21 protein-coding genes and 3 pseudogenes are annotated in these 20,725 nt (G+C 67.7%); 15 read left to right on the forward strand and 9 right to left on the reverse strand.

Annotation, left to right across the window (positions count from 1 at the left end; genetic code table 11):
* Positions 1-8 precede the first annotated feature (8 nt).
* The 5 genes from ACQEV8_RS42080 to ACQEV8_RS42100 all read right to left on the reverse strand — a co-directional run bounded on the left by ACQEV8_RS42080 (position 9) and on the right by ACQEV8_RS42100 (position 2,507).
* Complete coding sequence (locus ACQEV8_RS42080) at positions 9-599, reverse strand: IS630 family transposase (RefSeq protein WP_432972139.1); 591 nt, start codon at positions 597-599, stop codon at positions 9-11.
* Positions 596-1,144, reverse strand: a complete 549-nt coding sequence (locus ACQEV8_RS42085) for a winged helix-turn-helix domain-containing protein (protein ID WP_432972142.1) — start codon at positions 1,142-1,144, stop codon at positions 596-598. Before ACQEV8_RS42085 ends, ACQEV8_RS42080 begins: the two co-directional genes overlap by 4 nt.
* 111 nt (positions 1,145-1,255) lie before the next feature.
* On the reverse strand, positions 1,256-1,645 hold the full coding sequence (locus tag ACQEV8_RS42090) for a hypothetical protein (RefSeq protein WP_432972145.1): 390 nt from the start codon (positions 1,643-1,645) through the stop codon (positions 1,256-1,258).
* Between the two features lie 70 nt (positions 1,646-1,715).
* The gene (locus tag ACQEV8_RS42095; protein WP_432972148.1) at positions 1,716-2,123 is read right to left on the reverse strand and encodes a VOC family protein; all 408 of its coding nucleotides are present in this window, start codon (positions 2,121-2,123) and stop codon (positions 1,716-1,718) included.
* Positions 2,124-2,210: 87 nt separating this feature from the next.
* On the reverse strand, positions 2,211-2,507 hold the full coding sequence (locus ACQEV8_RS42100) for a hypothetical protein (protein ID WP_432972151.1): 297 nt from the start codon (positions 2,505-2,507) through the stop codon (positions 2,211-2,213).
* A 230-nt stretch (positions 2,508-2,737) separates the two neighbouring features.
* Between ACQEV8_RS42100 and ACQEV8_RS42105 the strand changes: the two genes are divergently transcribed.
* The 3 genes and pseudogenes from ACQEV8_RS42105 to ACQEV8_RS42115 form a co-directional block, all read left to right on the forward strand.
* On the forward strand, positions 2,738-3,760 hold the full coding sequence (locus ACQEV8_RS42105) for an ArsR/SmtB family transcription factor (protein ID WP_432972154.1): 1,023 nt from the start codon (positions 2,738-2,740) through the stop codon (positions 3,758-3,760).
* A 271-nt stretch (positions 3,761-4,031) separates the two neighbouring features.
* Complete coding sequence (locus tag ACQEV8_RS42110) at positions 4,032-4,502, forward strand: transcriptional regulator (RefSeq protein ID WP_432972157.1); 471 nt, start codon at positions 4,032-4,034, stop codon at positions 4,500-4,502.
* Positions 4,503-4,535: 33 nt separating this feature from the next.
* A pseudogene (locus ACQEV8_RS42115) lies at positions 4,536-5,273 on the forward strand (MFS transporter); the annotation flags it as partial.
* A gap of 281 nt (positions 5,274-5,554) precedes the next feature.
* Here the strand turns inward: ACQEV8_RS42115 and ACQEV8_RS42120 are convergent.
* Positions 5,555-6,346, reverse strand: a complete 792-nt coding sequence (locus ACQEV8_RS42120; RefSeq protein ID WP_432973388.1) for a sulfite exporter TauE/SafE family protein — start codon at positions 6,344-6,346, stop codon at positions 5,555-5,557.
* Positions 6,347-6,457: 111 nt separating this feature from the next.
* Here ACQEV8_RS42120 and ACQEV8_RS42125 point away from each other — a divergent pair, with 111 nt between their 5' ends.
* The 3 genes from ACQEV8_RS42125 to ACQEV8_RS42135 all read left to right on the forward strand — a co-directional run bounded on the left by ACQEV8_RS42125 (position 6,458) and on the right by ACQEV8_RS42135 (position 9,372).
* A complete protein-coding gene (locus ACQEV8_RS42125; RefSeq protein WP_432972160.1) occupies positions 6,458-7,225 on the forward strand; it encodes an AraC family transcriptional regulator in 768 nt (255 codons plus the stop codon).
* A 487-nt stretch (positions 7,226-7,712) separates the two neighbouring features.
* Positions 7,713-8,684, forward strand: coding sequence for a phosphotransferase family protein (locus tag ACQEV8_RS42130; RefSeq protein WP_432972163.1), 972 nt, complete (start codon positions 7,713-7,715; stop codon positions 8,682-8,684).
* Between the two features lie 364 nt (positions 8,685-9,048).
* Positions 9,049-9,372: a hypothetical protein gene (locus ACQEV8_RS42135; RefSeq protein ID WP_432972166.1), complete on the forward strand. Its 324-nt coding sequence runs from the start codon at positions 9,049-9,051 to the stop codon at positions 9,370-9,372.
* Positions 9,373-9,446: 74 nt separating this feature from the next.
* Here the strand turns inward: ACQEV8_RS42135 and ACQEV8_RS42140 are convergent.
* Positions 9,447-10,082, reverse strand: a pseudogene (locus ACQEV8_RS42140) (class I SAM-dependent methyltransferase); the annotation flags it as partial.
* Positions 10,083-10,273: 191 nt separating this feature from the next.
* On the opposite strand from ACQEV8_RS42140, the gene ACQEV8_RS42145 reads away from it, so the two are divergent.
* Both ACQEV8_RS42145 and ACQEV8_RS42150 read left to right on the forward strand, forming a co-directional pair.
* Positions 10,274-10,579 (forward strand): DUF6247 family protein, encoded by a 306-nt coding sequence (locus tag ACQEV8_RS42145; RefSeq protein ID WP_432972169.1) that lies wholly within the window; start codon positions 10,274-10,276, stop codon positions 10,577-10,579.
* Positions 10,576-10,836: a hypothetical protein gene (locus tag ACQEV8_RS42150; RefSeq protein WP_432972172.1), complete on the forward strand. Its 261-nt coding sequence runs from the start codon at positions 10,576-10,578 to the stop codon at positions 10,834-10,836. The genes ACQEV8_RS42145 and ACQEV8_RS42150 overlap by 4 nt, the downstream gene beginning before the upstream one ends.
* A 127-nt stretch (positions 10,837-10,963) precedes the next feature.
* On the opposite strand, the gene ACQEV8_RS42155 is transcribed toward ACQEV8_RS42150, so the two are convergent.
* A complete protein-coding gene (locus ACQEV8_RS42155) occupies positions 10,964-11,341 on the reverse strand; it encodes a nuclear transport factor 2 family protein (RefSeq protein WP_432972175.1) in 378 nt (125 codons plus the stop codon).
* A gap of 524 nt (positions 11,342-11,865) precedes the next feature.
* Here ACQEV8_RS42155 and ACQEV8_RS42160 point away from each other — a divergent pair.
* The 4 genes and pseudogenes from ACQEV8_RS42160 to ACQEV8_RS42175 all read left to right on the forward strand — a co-directional run bounded on the left by ACQEV8_RS42160 (position 11,866) and on the right by ACQEV8_RS42175 (position 16,293).
* Positions 11,866-14,175 (forward strand): FG-GAP-like repeat-containing protein, encoded by a 2,310-nt coding sequence (locus ACQEV8_RS42160; RefSeq protein ID WP_432972178.1) that lies wholly within the window; start codon positions 11,866-11,868, stop codon positions 14,173-14,175.
* A 278-nt stretch (positions 14,176-14,453) separates the two neighbouring features.
* A complete protein-coding gene (locus ACQEV8_RS42165; RefSeq protein WP_432972181.1) occupies positions 14,454-14,780 on the forward strand; it encodes a hypothetical protein in 327 nt (108 codons plus the stop codon).
* Between the two features lie 314 nt (positions 14,781-15,094).
* Positions 15,095-15,190: pseudogene (locus ACQEV8_RS42170) on the forward strand (IS5/IS1182 family transposase); the annotation flags it as partial.
* 707 nt (positions 15,191-15,897) lie between these two features.
* Positions 15,898-16,293 carry a hypothetical protein gene (locus ACQEV8_RS42175; protein WP_432972184.1) on the forward strand — a complete coding sequence of 132 codons (396 nt, stop codon included), beginning with the start codon at positions 15,898-15,900 and terminating at the stop codon, positions 16,291-16,293.
* Between the two features lie 977 nt (positions 16,294-17,270).
* Here the strand turns inward: ACQEV8_RS42175 and ACQEV8_RS42180 are convergent.
* Complete coding sequence (locus ACQEV8_RS42180) at positions 17,271-18,086, reverse strand: SAM-dependent methyltransferase (RefSeq protein ID WP_432972187.1); 816 nt, start codon at positions 18,084-18,086, stop codon at positions 17,271-17,273.
* A 174-nt stretch (positions 18,087-18,260) separates the two neighbouring features.
* On the opposite strand from ACQEV8_RS42180, the gene ACQEV8_RS42185 reads away from it, so the two are divergent.
* From ACQEV8_RS42185 to ACQEV8_RS42195, 3 genes are all read left to right on the forward strand, one after another.
* Positions 18,261-19,121 (forward strand): hypothetical protein, encoded by an 861-nt coding sequence (locus ACQEV8_RS42185; RefSeq protein WP_432972190.1) that lies wholly within the window; start codon positions 18,261-18,263, stop codon positions 19,119-19,121.
* A gap of 107 nt (positions 19,122-19,228) precedes the next feature.
* Positions 19,229-19,744 carry a DUF4760 domain-containing protein gene (locus tag ACQEV8_RS42190; protein ID WP_432972193.1) on the forward strand — a complete coding sequence of 172 codons (516 nt, stop codon included), beginning with the start codon at positions 19,229-19,231 and terminating at the stop codon, positions 19,742-19,744.
* 392 nt (positions 19,745-20,136) lie between these two features.
* Positions 20,137-20,589, forward strand: coding sequence for a hypothetical protein (locus ACQEV8_RS42195; RefSeq protein ID WP_432972196.1), 453 nt, complete (start codon positions 20,137-20,139; stop codon positions 20,587-20,589).
* Positions 20,590-20,725 lie beyond the last annotated feature (136 nt).

Here is a 20,725-nt window from a genome sequence, read left to right on the forward strand (position 1 = left end):
CCGACCACTTACTGATCTTTTCGTAAGTTCGGTGGGTGTGGTGGGCGGATGGTCAGACCGGTATGGGCGAGGAATGACCATGGCAGTCGGGGGTTGGCGTTGATGCGGTGGATGCCTTGCTCGGTGGCGTCGGCGACATCGGCGAGGTGGTCGCCGGCGAGGTTGGCGAGTTCCCGCTTCTTGAGTGAGGACCACAGCAGTTCCACGGGGTTCAGCTCGGGAGCGTAGGCGGGTAATCGTCCCAGGGTGAGCCAGTCCTGTTCGGCGACCCAGGCGCGCATCGCCCGGCTCCAGTGGGCGGACAGGCCGTCCCAGACCAGGACCACTCGCTCGCCGCGGTAGAACACCTTCACCTGCTCCAGGACTTCGATGAGCCCGGCGGTGTCGTAGCTGCCGGGCTTGAGGTGGAAGCACAGGCGGGCCCCGCGATCGGGGTCGGTGGAGTGGTAGCCCAAGGCTCCGGCCATCGAAGCGCGTTTCCAGTTCAGGCGGTGCCGCAGAAGCGGAGTCCGCCCTCGGGGCGAGTAGGTGCGGCGGATCTGAGGGAGCAGGGAGACGCCTGATTCGTCGAGGAAGACGATCCAGGCACGTGTGTTCACGGCCCCTTTTTGATGCGCGGCCACTCGTGCGCGATCCAGCGGGCGATCTCCGACTTGTCCCGCTCGACCGCCCGCCGCTCGGGCCGTTGCAGGCTCCATCCGAGCCGGCCGGTCAGCAGCCGCCACACCGACGCCCTTGACAACGCCACCCCCGTTGTCCGGGTGACGACCGCGCCGACTCGTTCCAGGGTCCACAGCTCGGCCTCGAAACCATGAGTCTGGGCGCCTTGCTCCAACGCGGCCCGGACCATCTCGACCTGGGTGTCGTCCAGCTTGGGTGGGCGTCCGGTGGCTGCCCGTCTCCGCAGGCCCGAAGCACCGTCTTGCTCCCACACCCGCCGCCAACGCCGCACACTCTCGGCACACACCCCCACCGCCCTCGCGATCTCCGCATTCGAGACGCCGCCCTCTAACAACTCGACTGCCCGGACACGACGCGCCTCCGCCAACTGAGGCCGCGACAAAGGAGCAAGGGAGGAGCCGGCAACCGAAGGGGAAGGTTGATATGCCACCCCGACAGCCTCCCACCCACACGCCCACCACACCCACCGAACTTACGAAAAGATCAGTAGAGGTGATCTCAATTGGCGTTGTGCGGCGACCGGGGCCGCCAGGCTGGGGCTACCGGATGAGTCCGGTAGCCCCACCGGATGTGGTCAGCGAGGGTCGTTCAGGCGGCTGCTGATTTGTTCGTGGAGTTCGTGCGGCAGGTGGATGGTCCAGCGGTCGGCGGCCTCGGCGGCCAGGTCGCGGCTCCAGCGCCAGCTGTTGCGTGCCGCCGTGCGCACGTCCTGGTCGCGGGCGGCAGCTGTGGTGGCGGCGTAGCGATGGCGGTCGGTGTCGGGCAGGTCCTGTTCGAGCGCGCGGCTGGGGGTGAGCCAGTGGGCTGTGCTGTTGCGCAACAGGCGGCAGAGCTGCAGTTGCTGGGGCGCGATGACGGTGTGCAGCAGGGCGTGGGCGCGGGCGATCTCGCCGCGGGCCAGTACATGGGCGAGCATGAGGGTCCAGTTGGTCAGCTCGTTGGTGAGCTGCTGGGCGGTGGTCACCGGCTCAGGCGGCTGGAAGGTGGCCAGCTGTCGGGCGGCCTGGGTGAGCCGGCCGCCATGCTGTCCTCGTTCATCCTTGCGTTGCCGTCGGGTCCATCCACATGACCTCCCAGGTGTGCCCGTCGAGGTCGTCGAAGGCACGGCCGTACATGAAGCCGTGATCCTGAGGCTCGCCGGTTGGTGAGCCTCCCGCAGCGATCGCCTTGTCGACCAGTTCGTCGACCTTCTCCCGGCTGGGGGCGCTCAGTGCAAGGAGTACTTCGCTCGACGCTTTCGATTCGACGATCTGCTTCTTTGTGAACTCGGCGTACTTCTGGTGGGTGTGCAGCATGACGTTGATGGTGTCGCTGAGAGGAATCGCGGCCGTCGTGTCGTCGCTGAACTGGTCGTTGGCGGAGAACCCCAGCGCGGTGAAGAATTTCTTCGATGCGGCGAGGTCATGAGCGGCGAGATTCACAAAGATCATCTGCTGGTGCACGAAGTTGGGCCTTTCCCTTGGGTGCGATGGTGAGGCGAACGGGGGGAGTGGACGAAGGGTTTCGCGAGACCACCTGCTGGGACTGCGTCAGACGAAGCATGCGGAGACGTAGCCGACGACGCGGGTGCGCTTGTTGACCGCCAGATGCCAGGCAAGGGTCGAGGAGCCGTCAGGGCACGTCACTCGCGGGCCGGAGTCCGTCTGGTAGATGTAGGCGTAGTCCCCGCGGCCGGTTCGCCCGATGATGGTGCCGCCGGGGCTATTGCGCATATTGATGTTCGTGCCCTTGAAATCGGTGTGCCCGTCGCCGATCTGACAGGCCGCGGCCGTCCAGGCCAGGGACACGGAGTTCTTCGCGGGTGCCGCATGAGCGGACGGGAACACCCAGCACGGTCACCGCGGTCAAGACCGCCACCTCATCGATCATCCTTTTCCGGGACAGGGGCATGGGCCCCGTCCCGCTCTCGGTAGTGAGAGGCACGCGTCACGCGCACCACCTACGGCCCCTGGAGCCTAGGAACCGGGGCTTCCTCTCAGGCGTTGATTCGATCAGGTTCGAATACTGACCTGCGACGTGACCGCGCGACTGAGCCACGCAAAGGACGGGCGTTTCCGTGATCGACCTGCACATGCCTGCTGAACGGCTGGCCGGTCTTCGCTGGGCCGTCTCACCTGTGGGGGAGCTAGCCGCCGCTTTGGTCGCCGTCTCCGAGGCACCGAAGGCATCTCGCAGGCACCGCCACATCCGGGCGCTGTTGTCCTCGGGTCACCTGCCGACCCTCGCGGCCGTCGTGCGCGGATACACCACCTACCTGCCGGAACTCCTCACCCCGGCACCCCGTACTTTCCTGCCGACTGTCGAGGACCAGTTACATGCTGTCGCCACGACACCGGCGAGCACGGTAGGCACCCAGTTCACCGCCTTCCTCACCGGAGGAAACGCACGCAGCGGCCGCTGCCCGTGGCTGCGGGACGGGCAGCTCGCACGCGCTGACGAACGGGTGCGGCCCCGTCTCGAGGTCGGCGAGAGCGAGCTGAGAGAGCGGCTCGCGTGCGAGCTTCACTGGCTCTGGTCGAAGGCGATAGCACCGCACTGGTCGCAGATCACGGCGGGCTTCGAGGGATTCGTCGAACGGCACGGCGCGATGGCGGCTCGTGAAGGGCTCGGCAGCGCCCTCGCGGCCCTGCACTCCTCCTTGCTCTGGCAGGACGGTGCCTTGAAGGTCGCCTCCGACTTCGACGGGGAGGTGCGCGGTGAGCACCCCATCACGCTCATCCCGAGCCTCTTCTTGGACCGCGTGGGCCTGCACGCGCCTCTTCTCCCCGGAGAAGCCCAACTCGCGATACCCATCGCCGCCTCAGCCCACGCCATTCCCCACATCGCCCCGGTTCTCGGTGCAACGCGGCTGGCGATCCTGCACAGTTTGGCCGAACCGCGCACCACCACGGCGCTGGCCACGCTGCACCACCTCGCACCCGCGACGGTCTCCTTCCACCTCTCCCGTCTCCTGGCCGCCGACCTGGTCGAACGCAGACGGGATGGACGGCACGTGCACTACCGCCACACCGCTCGGGCCCGCACCATCCTGCGCCCCGCCCTTCTGACCACTCCACCCTCCGAGCTGCCGAATCCGTGAGCGGTATGACGGCGGTCTGGACGACAGAGGCAGGCGGGCTCGTCACGGTGACCACCCGCTACCCAGAGGGCGGGTGGCTATGCGCGTGAGTAGCGGACTCTGGCACAGATCTTGGGGAGCGGTCGCGGAGCGTCACCGCGGCGCTCGATTGCAAGGACCCAGATTCGGGTGAGACCGCGTACGCCTTCCCGCCTTGCAGCGGGGAGTGACGTTCTGTCAGCTCTGTGTTCCACCTATCCGGTGACCGCAACGGGCGGTGACGGTGCTGGTCATGCAGACCGACGTCGAAGCGGTGACCGCCGCCTTCGGCTACCACCTGCGCAAGCTGGCCGAGCACGGCTTCGTAGCCCAGGCGAGCGGCCAGGGCGCCGACGGGCGCGAGCGGTGGTGGAAGGTGGTATCCGAAGCGGGCTGGGGCTTTCGTGACTCGGACTTCGCGGACACACCTGAGGGTGCCGCCGCAGTCGGCGCGGTGACCCGCGGCATCTTCGACACCCGTGTCGCCCAGTACCGCTCGTATCTCGACCAGAAGGCCGCCTGGGGCAAAGCGTGGAGTGACGCTTCTTTCAGCTCCGAGTGGCTGCTCGACCTCACCCCGGCCGAACTCGCCGAGATGAGCGACGAACTTGAGGAGCTGGCCCGGCGCTGGCGGGATCGCGGCAAGGCCGCCAAGGCGGCCGGTGACACCGACGATCGCGAGCACGTGTCCGTGCACCTCTACGGCTTTCCCTTCCGGCCCTGATCCGGCCGTCTCCCCGACTTACTGGAGCCCGCCATGGACGCCACAGAGACAGTCCTGCCCGAACGCGCTCCCACACCGGCCCACCGCGACGGCAACGTACTGCGCTGGCTCACCGCATACACCGTCTCTCTCATCGGCGACAGCGTGTACTTCGTCGCCTTGGGCTGGTCCGCCCAGAAGGCCGCCGGTCCTACCGAAGTCGGCCTCGTCATGGCCTCCGGGGCGTTACCACGGGCATTACTCATGCTCGGCGGAGGTGTGGTGGCCGACCGGTTTGATCCCCGTCGGGTGATTCTCGGCAGTGACGCGCTGCGCTGTCTCCTCATCCTGGCGGTAGCCGCCGGCATCGCACTGACGGCGCCCGCCTTGTGGATCCTGGTCACGGTGGCGCTCGTCTTCGGCGCCGTCGACGCGCTGTTCGTACCTGCGGTCGGCGCCCTTCCGCCAAGGATCACCGCCCCTGATCAGTTGGCCCGGGTCACCGGCATGCGCTCGCTTTCGACGCGCCTCAGTCAGATCGCGGGCCCGCCGATCGGCGGCCTTGCCATGGGACTTGGGGGTCCCGCTGCCGCCTTCACCGTCGCTGGCCTGCTCATCGCATTGTCTCTGCCGCTCCTGCTGACGATACGGATACGGCCCCTCGTGACGCGCGATGCCGAACGGACGGAGCTCGGCACCGCGCGGCAGGACCTGCTCGACGGCCTGCGCTACATCCGCCGCCACCGCCTCCTCGGCCCGCTCGTCGCCGCTGGCGCCATCTGTGAACTGGGCCAGACCTTAAGGAACAAGCTCAGTACGTGTTTCTGAACCCTGGGCTGCATTCGTGCGAGACTGGCGGGTTCACGAGCGCTGGAACCTCTGCTTCAGGAGTGTGGACTCAGGAGGCTGCGTGTTGCCTGCCAGCGGCGCCGATCCTTGGCGAGTTGCCTGTACATACTCCATGCAGCGCCCGCTGCGAGTTGCCGACGTGTCCATGACCAAGCCCGCACTGCCTGGGGTACATCACCACGTCCTCGTCGACGACGAGGACGTGGTGACCTTCAACCTGCCGTTCAGATCCCCATGACAAGCATGACGAGCAGGACGATCACCAGCAGGGCGACGTAGGCGACGGAGTGCACCCGGTCCGGGACGCGGGCCGCGGCCCGGCGGGCCAGGGCGATGGTGGGCAGCGAGCCGCCGAGCAGCGCGGCGCAGGCGAGCAGATCGATGTAGCCGAGCCGTCCGGCCTTGGCGTGCAGGGCGGGGGCGGCGAGGGCGTAGACGGCGGTGCCGACCACGGCGACGGGCACGCTGAGCGGGTTGGCCATCGCCGTCGCCTCGGCCATCGGCAGGCCCCGGCGGCGCAGCAGCGGCACGGTCATCACGCTGCCGCCCACGCCCAGGCACGCGGCGACCGAGCCGATCCCGACCCCGCCCAGCGTCCTGGCCGGGCGGCTCAGCGGACGCGGCTTTCGGGCCTGCGGGACGGACAGGAAGCCCTTGCGCAGCAGGCTGTCGGTGATCGTCGCCAGCAGATACGCGGAGAACAGCACCCGCAGCGCGGCGTCGCCGATCTGGGTCGCCGCGAACGACCCGGCCACCGCGCCGACCAGTACGAATGCGGCCATCGGCCAGATGTACTCCCGGCGCAGCCGACCCTGGCGCCACTGCGCCAGGGTGGCGAGGACTGAGTTGACGACCATGACCGCCGTCGACGTCGCCACCGCCACGTGCATCGCGTCGGCGCCGGAGTGCGCTGTGACGCTCCAGAGGCCGTAGACGACGGGGACGGTGACGAAGCCACCGCCGAACCCGAAGAGCACCGTGGTAATCCCGGTCAAGCAGCCGAACAGAAGAAGCATGAGGTATGAGGTCAGCACTTCCACGACGCTACGGACCTGGCCGTATGGCGGGCAATCGAATGAACGCCAGATACCTTTGTGGATCCGACAGCGGAGCCCTAGTCTGGCGGTGTGCGCAACGTCCGCATCGACGAGGTCGACGGCTTCGACCGTGACGTCCTGGCCATCGGCACCGACTACCCGCCCGGCCACCTGCTGCCGTACCACAAGCACCGCCGGGCCCAGGTGCTGTACGCCGCGACCGGCGTCATGGAGTTGGCGGCGGCGGAGGGCACGTGGACGGTGCCCCCTGATCGCGCGGTGCTGATCCCGGCCGGGACCCGGCACCAGGTCTCCATGCCCGGGGTCAGCACCCGCAGCCTCTACATCGAGCCCGCTGCCGTGCCGTGGTTCCCCACCCGCTGCCGGGTTGTCGAGGTCTCCGCGCTGCTGCGCGAACTGCTCCTGGCAGCCGTCGACATGAAGCCGCGCTATCCGGAGCACGGCCGCGATGCGGCCTTGGTCGGCCTGCTCCTGCACGAACTGGCTGACCTGGCACCGCTGCCCCTGGGCATCCCGTTGCCCGCCGACCCGGCACTTCGGCGGCTGTGTGACGCGTTCCTGCGCCACCCCGACGTCCACGATCCGCCCGCCCGCTGGGCCGCGGCCCTGGGTATCAGCGAACGCACCCTGGGCCGGCGGTTCCGCGGCGCCACCGGGCTGAACTTCGCGCAGTGGCGGCAACGGGCCTGCATCGTGCACTCCCTGCGGCACCTGGCCGCCGGTGCGCCGGTCACCCGGATCGCGGCCGGCCTCGGCTACGACAGCCCGGCGGCGTTCACCACCGCTTTCCGCACCCTGCTGGGCCGCCCACCGAGCGCCTACCGGGCCGCCGGATAGCCACGGTCTCGGGCACCGTGACGCCCTTCGTCCACGTCTCGCTGTGCCCCCAGCATTCCAGCCCGAAGCGATGTGCGCCGTGGGCGAGTCCACGTGCCGAACCCATGTCTGACGTCGGCATCGGTGGCCGCGGTGACGGTGGTGCTCGGTCGCTTCCAGATGCTTCTGGGCGAGGGCGACGTGGTACCGGTCGGGCAGGGTCCGCCGCGCCAGACAGCCACGGCACTCCAGCAGGTGCAGCACGGCTCCCACTCGCGCGGACGCCCAGTGGATCGGCGAGCTACCCTCGCGGGCGCGGGGACGACGTCCAGGCGGCTCCCGTCGTCGACTACGCCGAAGTGATAGGGCTCTTTGAAATTCCCCACCCCTCGCTATGAGTGCGGCCAGACCTGCTCGCCCAACTTCCCCACCCGCCACCTGCACGCTGATTTGCGGACAGGCCCGTAAGGGTTCGTGCGTGCCGCCGTCCGGATGATGAGGTGGCACGGTGACCAATCATGATGAGGCGGCGACTGTCCGACCGTTGACACTGGCCTGGGTGCGCCGGCACCTGGAGGCCGGCGAGAGAATCGTCGGAGCCGAGGCGCTGTACGGCGGCGCCACCGCCGACATGCGGAGGCTGACCATCGGCACGCGGGACGAAGGCACCCGGCACCTGGTGCTGCGCTCCTTCGTCGGCCCGACCCGGCAGGGGCCGGCCGAGGACCTCCTGCACAGGGAGGCCGACGCCCTGACCACGCTCACCGGCACCGGCGTGCCGGCTCCCGGACTCGTCGCCGTCGACCCGACCGCCGCGCTGTGTGAGTATCCCTCGCTCCTCATGACGCACCTGCCGGGCCGGACGGTCCTCGGCGACGAGGGGCTGGAGACGCGCCTGCCCCTGCTGGCCCGTCAACTCGTGGCGGTCCACGCGGTGCGGCCGGCCGACCGGCCCCGGGAGTACGTGGCGCTGACGACCGCCGACACGGTCGTGACGCCCGAGGGCGCCGACGCTGCGGTCTGGGCCGCCGCCATCGACGTGATCCGCAAGCCCGCGCCGCGCTACGAAGGGCGGTTCCTACACCGGGACTTCCAGCCCACCAACTTGCTGTTTGACCTGCCGCCCGAGGACCCGGCCGGTGCCGTCGGTGCCCGGATCACCGGCGTCGTCGACTGGGCGGCGGCTTCCTGGGGCCCGGCGGACCTCGACGTGGCGCACTGTTCCACCAATCTCGCGCTGCTGCACGGCCCGGAGTGGGGCATGCGCTTCACCGAGGCGTACCAGGAGGCCGGCGGGAGGCTGGCCGCGGCCGCGGCCGAGCGGCTGTACTGGCAGGTGCGGGAGCCACTGGCGTTCTCGGAAGAAGTGCAGTCGGTGGCTCAGCCGTGGCGGGAGGTAGGACGGACCGAGCTGAAGACACGAGCCGTGGAGGAGCGGCTGGATGCCTATGTCACCTCCCTGATGGACGCGCTGGGCTGATCCAAGGCGGTCCGGGGCGCGGCCTCGACCTCATCATTCACCGCTCAACCAAGTGGGGAAATTGAGCAGACCCTGGGGAATTTCGGAAATCCCCATCAGAAGAGCTACCCCCGCGGGCGCGGGGACGACTACGTACCACCATCCAGCCGGGCGATTTTCGGGCGACCTGAAGCGCTATCACACGAAGATCAACAGTCACCCTGCGTACTCGACCACACGAAGTGGACCAGAGCCTAGTTGGTGACGTCAGTCGCCCGTGAAAGCTGACGGCACCAGGTGATGGCCCAGAAAGATGTTCGCGAATTCTGACGTCACCATCGGGGTTGCGGTGTCAAGCTGGATGTGCTCTGTAAAGGAGCACCCGATGCCGCCTGGCCAGTCGAAGGTCGAGTTGTACGCCGCGCTTCCGCGCGACTCCCGCGATGGCATGTCGAACCGGGCGTTGCAGTGCAAGTACGGCGTCACCTGGAGCACGGTCAACAAGGCCCTGACCTCGGCTTGGCCGCAGCCACGCACGACAACCGCTTCGGCGCGGCCGTCGAAGCTGGATCCGTTCACACTGCTGATCGACGAGATCCTGCTCATTGATCTGGACGCGACCAGGAAACAGCGCCACACCGTCACCCCGGATCTACCGCCATCTGATCGACGAGCACTCCTCGTCCGAGGCGTTGCGTTGACCACTTGAACCCGCACCGATGAGAGGGCGCAAGCGTCCTGCGGGCAACCGCGCGGTCCGGCCAGGGACTGAGAGTCCGGTGTTTATACCTTGCTCGCGACCACCATGTAGTTCTCGGCCTCAAGATCGAACGTGCCCAGTTCCGTTTGGAGTCCGACCCGGTGCAGCTCGACTTCGAGTTCCTCGTACCGGTAGGGCCAGCAGGACAGCAGTTCCGAGCGGACAAGAACCAACCCGGTCGCATCAACTTGCGCGATCGCAATCTCGATGTGGTGCTCCTCCTCCCAATGCGGCGCAATCTCCCAGCGGTAGACCACGACGGCATCGCGACCGTTCCGGCGGACGAGTCGGTCACTGATCTCCAGCCGGGAACCTCTGGCCCTCACGAGTTCCCAAGTGCGGGATGTGAGTGCCAAGCGCCCGCCGGGGCGCAGAAGCCGTGACATCGACTCCAGAGCAGCACCCCTGCCTGTCGCGCCCGCGGCATGGTGAAGCGAGTTGCCAACGCAGAACACCATGTCGAACGTGTTGTCCTGGAAATGGTCGGGCAACTCACCCCAGTTCGCCTGTACGGCCCGGACGGATGCCCCGAACTCCTCAGACAACTCTGCAGTCCGAGGAACCATCGAATCGCTGGCGTCAGTTGCGACAACCTGCATGCCACGACCGGCGAGGCCAACCGCCAACTGTCCGGTTCCGCACGAACAATCGAATGGGTGATGCCGGAACCCAGCCCCCAACGTGACGGCTCGCACAACGCGTCGAATCCCTTCGAAACGAGCAACGGCGACGGCAGCAGCAGCTTGACCAGCCAGCAGAACAGAGCACTTCCACCCCGCAACCTCAGCAGTAGGACAACCACAGACTGCGTCGCGAGTACTGTGGTCATGACCCCTGTCGGGAGGACCAGATGAGCGCGCAGCCCGACCACGCACCCGTCACGCCGTACGCCCCCGCCCCCGGGGCACCGGCCGAACTTCTCGTCCAACTGCGCGCCGACAAGCGCGCGAACACGTGGGTGCCGGCCTTCGAACGGGAGTGGGCCGCCGCCCTCGAGGAATCGCGACGCACGTTCTCTCTCGCCGGGCTCTACGAGGTCGTTCGGGACTGGCAGGGCCGCCTCGCCTCCGCCCCGGCCGTCGACGCGTTCGTCGCCTCCGGCTACGACGACAGCGAGTTCATCGACATGGCGGAGCTCCGCGGGCGACGCCGGTGACCGATCAGCCGTACGCGGTCCGTTTCTCCGCCTCGGCCGCGAAGGTCCTCGCCACCCTGCCCGAGCACGTCGAAGACATGGTGTGGGACGTCCTGGACGCCGCCGCCGGTGACCCGTGGGGCTTCCGGCAGTGGAACGCCGACGGCCCTGAGGGCGAGGATGTCCGCCACGCCTCCGTCGGCCAGTTCTCTCTCACCTACTGGGTGAACCGGCCCCTGCGCCGTCTGTCCGTCCTCACCATCACCTGGCTCGGATAGCCACCGGTGACAACGCCCTGACCCGGCATCGCAACTGCCGGAGTCAGGGCGTCTCGCATCGTAGCCAGGGCCCACCAACCACGACCTTGGGAGCAATAGAGGTCCGGGCTCAGAGGGGCCCGCCGTGCTACATCGGTTCGACGAGGGCGGCCCGCCATTCAGGCCGCGGGTCCGCTCCCATGCTCGTCCAGTACTCCGTCCCACGGACGACCTGCCCGTCACGGACAGTCCAGAACGATGCCGCGCGGAAGACGCCAAGACTGTCATGTGGCACTTCGACCTCGGAGACGACTTCGTCGCCCTCGGTCACCACCTTGAGCACCCGAATCGACCAGCCCTCCGGATATTCACGGTTCACCGCGACGAAGTTGTCCCGGCCAATGATGCGTTCGAGGCTGATCGGCCACTCGACAACGACATCCTCCGCGATCAACTCGGCGACGCCTGCCCAGTCCCGAGCCTGGATCCGGTCCCACAGTGCCTCAATCACCTTTGAAGATTCCATCGACGGAGCCTCCCACAGCGGTCTGACAGAAGCCGCACCGGGAGTCGATCGCTCCCGAGGTCGTTACGCCCTCGGGGCAATGCGGGTCGGCTTGGACCGTGACATGAGAAAGGCCGTACGGGTTGGGTGAGTTGTGAAACTGACCTGGGCCCGTACGACCTGCTCCCATCCTGCCACCGCCGCCGCTCACTGACCGACTCCTACTCTGATCCGCACACCCCGTTTTCCCTGGTGGAGCCGCGTCCACGGGACATAACCGGGCCGCGCTCACCGCCTGGGCAGGAACCGGGCGAGCCGTCCTGTTCACTGTGAGCGCCGTCACGGTGGACGGGGGACAACCGATGAGGTCGGGGGACCGTCAGACTGGCGTGAGACACATATACCTACGTTCCCGGCCGTTACGGGCGCTGTTCACGGCTGCCCTCATGATGGCCATGCTGGCGACGTCGATGGCCGTGGTGGCCCTGACAGCGGGCCCCGCGCGTGCCGCAGGAATCGACCGTAGGACGGTTATCACCTGGAACATGCAGGGTGAGGGCCTGGCCGGTGAGGCGGGCATCAAGTGGCAACGGGTCCGTGAGTACATGACGCGGACGTCCGTCTTGTTGTTGCAGGAAGCAGGCGCGGGGCCGCCGTCCAGTTTGGTCGACGACACAGGAGAGCGCGTCAGGTCGATCACCCGTACGACGGTCGACGGGGACACGTACGAGAACAGCACCTGGAACCCGGAGACCGAGACGCACGAAGGCGGGCCGTACGAGGTCTACTTCCTCCAGACGGACACCAATGGGGGGACGAACACCGGAGGCCGGGTGAACATCGCGATCGTGGTCCGCGGGGCGGCGGACCAGGTTCGGGTGGTCCAGAATCCGGTGGACGCCGGCCGGCGGGCCCTGGGCGTGCGCTTCGGACAGCACTGGTACTTCACCTTCCACGGCCTGTCCGGCGGCGGCGGTGACTCCGCGGCCATGCTCAACGAGATCGACGACCACGTCGAAGAATGGGCAAGACAGGACGGCGAGGTCTACCGGTGGGCGGTAGGTGGCGACTTCAACGTCGAGCCGGACACCCTCATCACACGTAGGGACTTCCCCTCGGCAGCGATCTACCGCACCCGTCAGCGGACGCAGAACAGCGGCCACGAACTGGACTACGTGGTCGCCGACCAGTGGTTCTACGACCTCAGAGTGAGGCGGCTGGACCAGGTCGGCTCGGACCACTGGGGCGTACAGGTGGGACCGGACCAGTCCGCGGACGAGACCCCGCCGTCCAGGCCTGTGTGGCAGCCCGTTCCCGCACGAGTCATGGCGGCGGGCGACTCCATCAGCAACGGGGTCAACAGCACCCACGGCGACGGGTACCGCGCCGAATTCGAACAGTCCACTCAGTACAAATATGTCGCAGACGACACGGGCCTGCTCCAGAAGCGGGACGTGGACATGGTCGGCTCCCAGCGCTCGGGAAAGACGGACGGTGCCGACCACGACCACCAGGGCCACCCGGGGTACCGGATCGACCAGATCGCCCGCGTGCTGGACTGCACCGTCGAGGTGTACCGGCCCAATGTGATCACCTTGATGGCCGGGACCAATGACATGAACCAGGATCACGAGCTCGCCGGCGCCCCAGAGCGGCTCGGCGCTCTCATCGACCAGATCCTGCGCGACGCCCCAGAGGCCACGGTCTTGGTTGCCACGCTGGTCCCCTCCACGAAGTCGGGAATGCAGGCCAAGATCGACCGGTACAACGCCGAACTGCCCCGGATCGTCGAGCAGCGCCAGCGGCAGGGCGAACACGTCAGGCTGGTCAGCATGGGCGAGCTGACGACCGAGGACGTCGACGGCTCGCACCCCGATGACGAGGGCTACCGCAAGGTGGCCCAGGCCTTCGCCGAGGCGCTGCTGCGTGTCGAGGACGAGGGGTGGCTGCGAGAACCCGTCACAGGGACCGGCTCGCGGTGCGACGACGCCGGTGCCCCGAACGTGGAAGAGGGAAGCGCGGCCGGTCCGGGCTGGCGCGCCTTGGGCGTCGTCGCTCCAGGGATGACGTCTCCGCAGGGCCGCACCGACCTCGCGGACATCGACGGTGACGGCCGCGACGACTACATACGCGTCCCCGACGACGGCCGCATGCGCATCGCCCTGAACACCCCGGCCGAGCCCGGCAAACCGCACTGGGTGGAAGTGGAATCCGACTTCGACATCGACAACCGCGCCGAGGCTGAGAGCCTCCGCTTCGCCGATCTCACCGGCGACGGCCGCGACGACCTCGTCGAGGTCCGCCCGACCGGGAGCTCCACCGAGATTCTGATCCACTACGTGAACGAGGGGGTGCGTAGCGGCCGGGTCACGTGGAGCCGAGCAGTCCTGGCCGTCAATCCGAAGGCCGCCGGTGTGCCGCGCGAAGCCGTCCGGTTCGCCGACATCAACGGCGATCGCCGCGACGACTATCTCCGGGTCGGTGACAGCGGGGCCGTGCACGCCTACGTCAACCACCCAGCGCAGGACGGCGGGTACCGCTTCGAGGAAATCCTGAACTGGGCCCCTGGCGTCTCCTACGGTTCCCGGGACAAGCTCCGGCTCGCGGATGTCAACGGCGACGGCAAGGCCGACTACCTCATGGTCGGCTCCACCGGTGCCGTCCACGCGTACGTCAACGACGGCGGCCGGGGCGCCGGAGGGTTCACCGAGCACCGGTACTTCGTCAACGAGACCGACTACCCCGGTGAGAAGTCGACGTTCCGCGACATCAGCGGCGACGGAAAGGCCGACTACATCGTCGTCTACGACGGCGGCGCCGTCCGGTGCTGGCTCAACCGGGGCGGCAACGTGTAGGGCCCGTCACCGCGGGTGCGGTCAGGCCCGGCTCGAAGCCCATGCCGTCCCAGCCGGATTCACCGTGATCCTGCGGGGCAAGACCGGCTACTACGGCTCCTCGGACCTGGCCTGACCGAAGGCGTGAACGAGTCGGCGCTGACCGCCAACGCGTCGTGGAAGGTGGTGACCGGCAAGCAGGGTACCCAGACCTGGTGCGAGAGCGTCCACGTCACCTGCCGAAGAAGTGGTGGGCGCCCCGCCCCGCATCTTCACTCCCGCCGGGCGCCACGCCGTGGATGCTCGACGCCACCGCTTGGGACGGCAGCGTGAACAACTACGTCGGCGCCATGGTCTGGCTGGTCCGCGTCGCCCGCTACGCCGCGCTCGAGGAGATGCTCGACACCGAGGGCCCGCAGAACGTCAACCCCGACTCCCTGCGCGATCAGCATGACGAACATCTGCCGCTTCTACCGCCTGGAGAAGGAGGCCCTGGGCGTCCTCGCCATCGCGATCGAACGAGTCACGGCCTGACCCGCACACCAAGGCGCCCTGTTCCCGGCATGCAGCTGCCGGGGAAAGAGATGGTCCGTGATGTCCTGGACATCGCGGTGTGCTCCCCGTGAGGCTGGCCCCAGTGGAACGCCGGCGACCCGGAAGGCGAGGATGTCCGCGCCGCGTCGGTTGGGCAGCTGTCCGTCGTCTACGTGATCAACCGTCTCACCCGGTACCTGTCCGTCCTGGACGTCATCTGGATCGGGTAGCCGCCCGTTGCAACGTGGCCCTGCCCAGGCAGCCGCAGTGCCGGGGCAGGGCGTTCCAGTACCGCAGGGGTGAGCATCGGCCGCGTGCTGCGCTGGAACAGCACCAGCCGCTCCACCCTGGCCGGCAGCCTCGGATCGTCCGGGCCGCGTGGCCCCGAGTGGACACGGCCCACACCCTCGACCACCTTGGCCCGAAACTCGCGCTCGTTCCACGCAAACGGTTCGCGAAGGACGTAGTGCTGATCGTGGACGGCATCCTGGTGCCCACCCGCTCGGGCTCCGGCTGAGTCGGGGGAGTTGCGAATCTTGGTCGCCCCCGGAGGCGCTACCTGCGCCTCTTGCAGCGACTAGATCCCGGACAGGTCGCCCTGCCCTGCTTGATGGCCGTCAGTTGTCCGGCGTCGGCTGGCTCATGCAGGCCGCGGCCTGGCCGATCACGTTGACCGGGCCGCCCTCGGGCTGCTTCTGCTCTTCCCGACGATACCGGGGTACGGAAGTTCATGCTGTGTACTGACGGACTGGCAGGTTGGAGCCGTACTCTGCATCCGGTCTTGCGTAGGTCAGAGTCGCTGCGTGGAGGGGGCGGGGCCATGGTGAAAGCGCGGCTGCGCGAGCGGCGCCGGCGGGAGCGAGGCGAGCTGGTCAGCCTGTACCGGGTGGGCCGGCTGCACGCCGACAGGGGTCGTGCGCGGCGGACCGGGGTGTGCTTCATCGCGGCCGCCCGGCTCGTTGCGGCCGCCGCGGTGCTGCTGGGGCTACTGGCCGGGGCGTTGTTGTGGTGGCGGCCGGACCAGGCAGGGCAGGAGCAGGCGTTGGCCACTGGCGGTGCGGCGCTGGGCTGCGGGGTGCTGTGGGTGATGGTGCTTTGGTGCGCGGCCTGCTGGGTGAGGCGCGGCATGATCGCCGACAGGGGTAGCAAGCCGCAGGTTGTAGCCGGGCTGGAGCCTGACAACCAGGGGAGCGCGACTGGCTGTGGGACATGCTGCGGCTGGCGCACCTGGTGCTGCTGTGTGTCCCGCTGGCCGGGCTGGTCCTTGCGCTGGTGAGCGCGGTGATGCCCGAGGAGGCGGGAGCGTGGTCCGGCTGGGTACGGTGGGGGATTTCCGGGTTCAGCCTGCTGATGACCGGGCTCATGGGCGGGATTATCGGTGGTTTGGCCTTCGGTCTGGTGGCCTCCAGCGAGGGGTGCTGGACGCCGCGCGGTGCCGTGCGGCGGCTGATGGTGTACGCGGTGCCATTCCTGCTTGCCGTGCCGTGGCTGTCCGGTCGGCAGGCTCCCTGGACAGGTGCACTCGCCTGTGTGGCAGCGCTCTGGCTTCTCATCGGACCAATCAACCAGGTCGCGAAGCACATACCCGGTACGGCCGCCGACTGAAAAGCCCCGCGCCCCGCGCGGCCGCCCAGCTATGCCCGCCGTCTACCGCGCCAGCGCGCCAGCGGGAACCCTCACACCGCAGCACGGGAACTGCCGACGACGCCCCGCTGTTTCCCCGGGGACGGCGGGGAGTCTGCTGAATCGGTCCGAGTGGTGTGGGACCCGGCACTGCGCGGACCCTGTACCCGTCAGCGCCCGCGCAGTGCACGGTGGCACCGTCCTGTAACCGGTGCTGCGGTGAGGCAGACAGCTTGTTTCAGCAGGTGAGTGGGGCGGGTGTGCCGGCCGGCTAATGCTGCTTCTGGACGTGCTGTTCGGTCGGAGCGGAGTCATCCGGGTGGTGCCCCTCGTGGTCCTAGTAGCGGTTGTTGGGTAGCGGCTGTGGTGTCGTCCGTCGCAGCGCAGCATTTGCAGGGGCCGGAGGAAGCACGGCTCCTGCGGGTTCCAGCGCTGTAGGCGGCTCTACGCGCCTACGGGTCGGTACGCCGTCGGCCAAGGGAGCCTCCGGTGCACCGACGGGGCTCGCCGCTGCTCAGGCGGGCGCGGCTTGTTGGGGTGTCAACGAGCCGCGTGGCTGAGGTCCGGCAGGGCTGATGGAGGCATACGTGGCGAGGGGACTGCTGCACGAGCGTGTGGCGGGCTGGTTGAGCAAGTTGAACACCATGAACGGGGGACCTTACCTCCCCTCCCGCCCCTGGAGTCCTGAGGAAGTGGCCGCACCAAGGGTCAGCGCAAAATGCACCGGCGAGGACGTCGTCGTGCCGCTGCGCCGCGCAACCTGAACGGTTCCCAGAACCAGAGCTCATGTACGTGAGGTCGATGAGTACCGATCCCAGGATCGGTACTCATCGACCTCACGTACATGAGCCGCGCCGAAGGCGACCCGGTACTGGATAGGCTCTTGCCTGGCTGGATGAGCAGGTCCAGCAGCACCCGCACCCTATGTCGGTGTCACATCACAGCATCACAGCGTGGCCTCACGGCTTGCGGGCGAGGCCGCCGTGTTCGGCGATGACTTCCTGGGCCGGGTCGGTGGGGCTGGGCCGCCAGTGGGGGACCGAGACGACGCCGGGGTCCAGGAGTTCCAGACCGTCGAAGAACGAGGTGATCTCATCGACGGTGCGCAGGTTGTATGGGACGGCGCCGCTCTCGTTGTACGCGTCCTGAGCCTGCTCGAAGACTGGGTCGATGAAGCGCGAACCATCGTTGATGGAGAGGTAGCTGCCGGGCGGCAGTGCGCCCATCAGGCGGGTGACGATCGAGCGTGCCTGGTCGTAGTCCGCGACGTGGCCCAGGATGTTGCTGAGGATCAGGGCCGTCGGGCGGCTGAAGTCCAGTGTGTCGGCGGCGGCCGCCAAGATGCGGTCTGGGGCGAGCACGTCCGAGTCGATGTAGGCGGTCGCTCCCTCCGGAGTGGAGTAGAGCAGGGCTCTGGCGTGGGCCAGGACCATCGGGTCGTTGTCGACGTACACGATCCGGGTCTCTGGGGCGATCCGCTGGGCGACCTCGTGAGTGTTCTCGGCGGTCGGCAGGCCTGTTCCGACGTCGAGGAACTGGCGTATGCCCGCCTCGGCGGCCAAGTACGTGATGTTGCGGCGCAGGAAGGCACGACTGCTGCGGGCGATGGTCACTATGCCGGGGAACAGGGCGGTGTAGGCATCGCCGGCTTGTTCGTCGACTGGGTAGTTGTCCTTCCCGCCCAGCCAGTAGTTCCAGATACGAGCCGAGTGCGGCACCGAGGTGTCGATCTTCTGATGCGCCGCCGGTCCAGGCGTGGTCGCGTGGTCAGTCATGTCTTCCGTCTGTCTTTCAGCCGAAGAGAGGAGTTCTGGTCACAACTTATGGCCCGACACTCGTGCCCCGTACGCCAGTTCACATATCCGGCGGTCTGGGCGGCAGCGAGGGCAGGAGCGGTGAGGCCTGGTTCGTGCGGCAGGATGGCCACAGCAACCACGAAGGGGCGGGGCGTGCGGCTGATCATCGACATGGCGGCCGACAGCTATGAGCAGGCGATCGCCGCTGTGCAGGCGGCCTACGGGCTCCGTCCTGGTGCCGACTGGTCGGACGCGCCGACGGCCGAGCGCCGTACGGGCCCGGAAGGCCTCGGCGGTGACGACCTTGGGGATGGCTGGACGGATCGACTGCTGTTCCAGATGATCGCGTCCCTGATGCCTGGGGCCCGGGCGGTGCTGCGTCGCATCGTGGAGGTGGGAGGCACGGCGTCGTATGACGACGTCCAGCAGTACTTCGCCGAGCACCCGACGGCCCGGATACCGCGAGCGAAGATCGGCGGCTCCCTGACGAGTGTCAAGGTGGTGCAGCGCCGCGTCGGCCCGGCTGGCGCGGGGCAACTGCTTCAGCGGGACGAGCAGGCGCGGCTCTACCGCATCGACCGTGCTCTGGTGGAAGGGCTCCAACGGGCCTTCGCTCTCGCCGACTGCCGCCCGGACCTGATGCGCCGCGAGGCAGACAGCCAGGGAGCCAGGATGGCGCCATCGCTACCGCGACACCGGCCTACGGCTGCTCCAGGAACGCAACGGCCGCTACCTCGTCGTACCGACGGACTGGGACGCAGGCAAGGACCCCATCTACGTCGTCCTCGAAGACGCGAACACGTGGGTCGGTCTCACCCCTGGCGAGCAAGTGCCCGTCTAGGAGGGACGTCAGCCGCACCGGTCGGGATGCTGGCGGCCCGCCGGGTTGGCAAAATGGCCCGCCGCGACGTTGCCGAGGCGGCCGGCCGCCCGGTTTTCTTGCCGGCCAGGGCCTTGTTGGTGTCGGCCGCAGGGCGGTCCTGCTGGTCCAGCCAGAACGCGCGCCAGAGGTAGTACGTGGCGACGACTGGGCAAGGGCTGCAACGGCATTCGGAGGAGGGTTGGCGCTGTCGTGGTAGGGGAACGACGGGCGTGAGGCGTGAGAAGGGCCAGGGGACGATGTGGAGATTGCGGCGGTGCTCGTATCGGTCGTGGCGCTGGGGGTGTCCGGCCTCGTTTCCGTGCGGCAGTTGCGGCTGACGGAGCATGCGAACACGCTGCCCGTCCTGGTTGATCTGTTCCGTGAGCATCGCAGTGCGCGTCTTGCCCAAGCCCGGCAAGTGGTGTATGAGCAGTCGCCGACCTGGGATCTGTCCGCGGGGCTGGAGGGACTACCCGAGTCCGAGCGGGACCTGATGCGTGAACTGGCCTGGTTCTACGACAACCTGGGGGCGCTGGTCACGCACGGGGTAGTAGACATCGAGCCCGTCTCCGGCTACCTCGGAGGGTCGGTGATCTCGGTATGGGAGCGACTGGAGCCGCTGGTGCAGGCTGAGCGCGCCAAGCGGGCGAGGAACGATCTGCCCGACCCGAACCGGTGGCAGGAGTACTTCGAAAACCTCTACCACCTGGTGCGCGAGCTGCCGGCGGAGAAGGCGCGCGCGGGAACTCACCTGTGGCGGCTCCCCCGTTCGTGATTGGTGCTCCCGCCAGCGCAAGCCGTGACCGGGCTGAACCGGTGCGAGGGGCGCGTGGTCACGTAGTCGTCGGGATGCTCTCGACGTGTGCAGCGCAATTCACTCTGGCATCGCTCGCATGGTGCCTGGGGGTGCCGGTCATCTGTAGGCTGCGGTCCCTCGGGTCACCGCGGTGGTATATCGCAGCGTGTTGGAGACCGGCACGGTGGAGGCGGATGGCCAGTGCCTACTGGTCTGGTCGCGGTCTACCTGTGCGAGGCAATCAATGTGAACTGCTGTCAGAAGGCGAGCGGTTCCGCTACAACTAGTGCATGACTCCGGCACAGCCGTCGATCAGGTGGGAACGGCGGTACCAACGTAATAACACGGTGGCTACGGTGGCGACGGCTATCGTGTCCGTAGCCGCCCTTGTTGTTTCCATCATTGCGTACCAGGACGGGCACAAGGCGGCGGCATCTGCTGAGAAGAGGGAAGCGTCAAAGGTGGTCCACCTTGTCACCTTCAAAAACGGCGGACGAGCCTTCGATAAATTGGTCGTCAGGAATACCGGAACAACACCGGTTCGCGACGTCCACGTAGTTTTTTATGCGGAGGAGGGCGAGCGTCCTCCCCAGCCCTGGAGATTTGACCTGGTAAATGCCTGCTCGGAGGAGAGTGAGCCACTATCTGGATGGATCAGCGTCTCATACCTCTACTTCAGGGACTCCACCGACCAGCTTTGGCGTCGAGACAAGTCCGGGAAAGTCGAGAAGACCGAAGAAGACTTCTTCCGAGAAAATATCGCACCCAAGGCTAACCCCTGGCGCAAGGGGAAAACTGCCGCATCACTGGAAAGCTGCGGATAGGGGTGATCGCACTCAGTGCGACGGGCCCTAACCGGACAGGCCAGCTATCCTCGTGACCAGATGGGCCTCCTCGGGAGTGCATGCGCACGCGTCATCTCTGGCGCTGCAGCCGTCCTGGCAGGTTTCCACAGCGGCC

Source organism: Streptomyces sp. CA-179760, assembly GCF_050937045.1.
GTDB lineage: Bacteria > Actinomycetota > Actinomycetes > Streptomycetales > Streptomycetaceae > Streptomyces.

Coding starts and splice junctions, on each gene's coding strand:
- ACQEV8_RS42110 (WP_432972157.1), top strand. CDS start 4,032: ATGCAGACCGACGTCGAAGCGGTGACCGCCGCCTTCGGCTACCACCTG.
- ACQEV8_RS42120 (WP_432973388.1), bottom strand. CDS start 6,346: ATGCTTCTTCTGTTCGGCTGCTTGACCGGGATTACCACGGTGCTCTTC.
- ACQEV8_RS42135 (WP_432972166.1), top strand. CDS start 9,049: ATGCCGCCTGGCCAGTCGAAGGTCGAGTTGTACGCCGCGCTTCCGCGC.
- ACQEV8_RS42145 (WP_432972169.1), top strand. CDS start 10,274: ATGAGCGCGCAGCCCGACCACGCACCCGTCACGCCGTACGCCCCCGCC.
- ACQEV8_RS42155 (WP_432972175.1), bottom strand. CDS start 11,341: ATGGAATCTTCAAAGGTGATTGAGGCACTGTGGGACCGGATCCAGGCT.
- ACQEV8_RS42160 (WP_432972178.1), top strand. CDS start 11,866: ATGCAGGGTGAGGGCCTGGCCGGTGAGGCGGGCATCAAGTGGCAACGG.
- ACQEV8_RS42165 (WP_432972181.1), top strand. CDS start 14,454: ATGCTCGACGCCACCGCTTGGGACGGCAGCGTGAACAACTACGTCGGC.
- ACQEV8_RS42175 (WP_432972184.1), top strand. CDS start 15,898: ATGCTGCGGCTGGCGCACCTGGTGCTGCTGTGTGTCCCGCTGGCCGGG.
- ACQEV8_RS42180 (WP_432972187.1), bottom strand. CDS start 18,086: ATGACTGACCACGCGACCACGCCTGGACCGGCGGCGCATCAGAAGATC.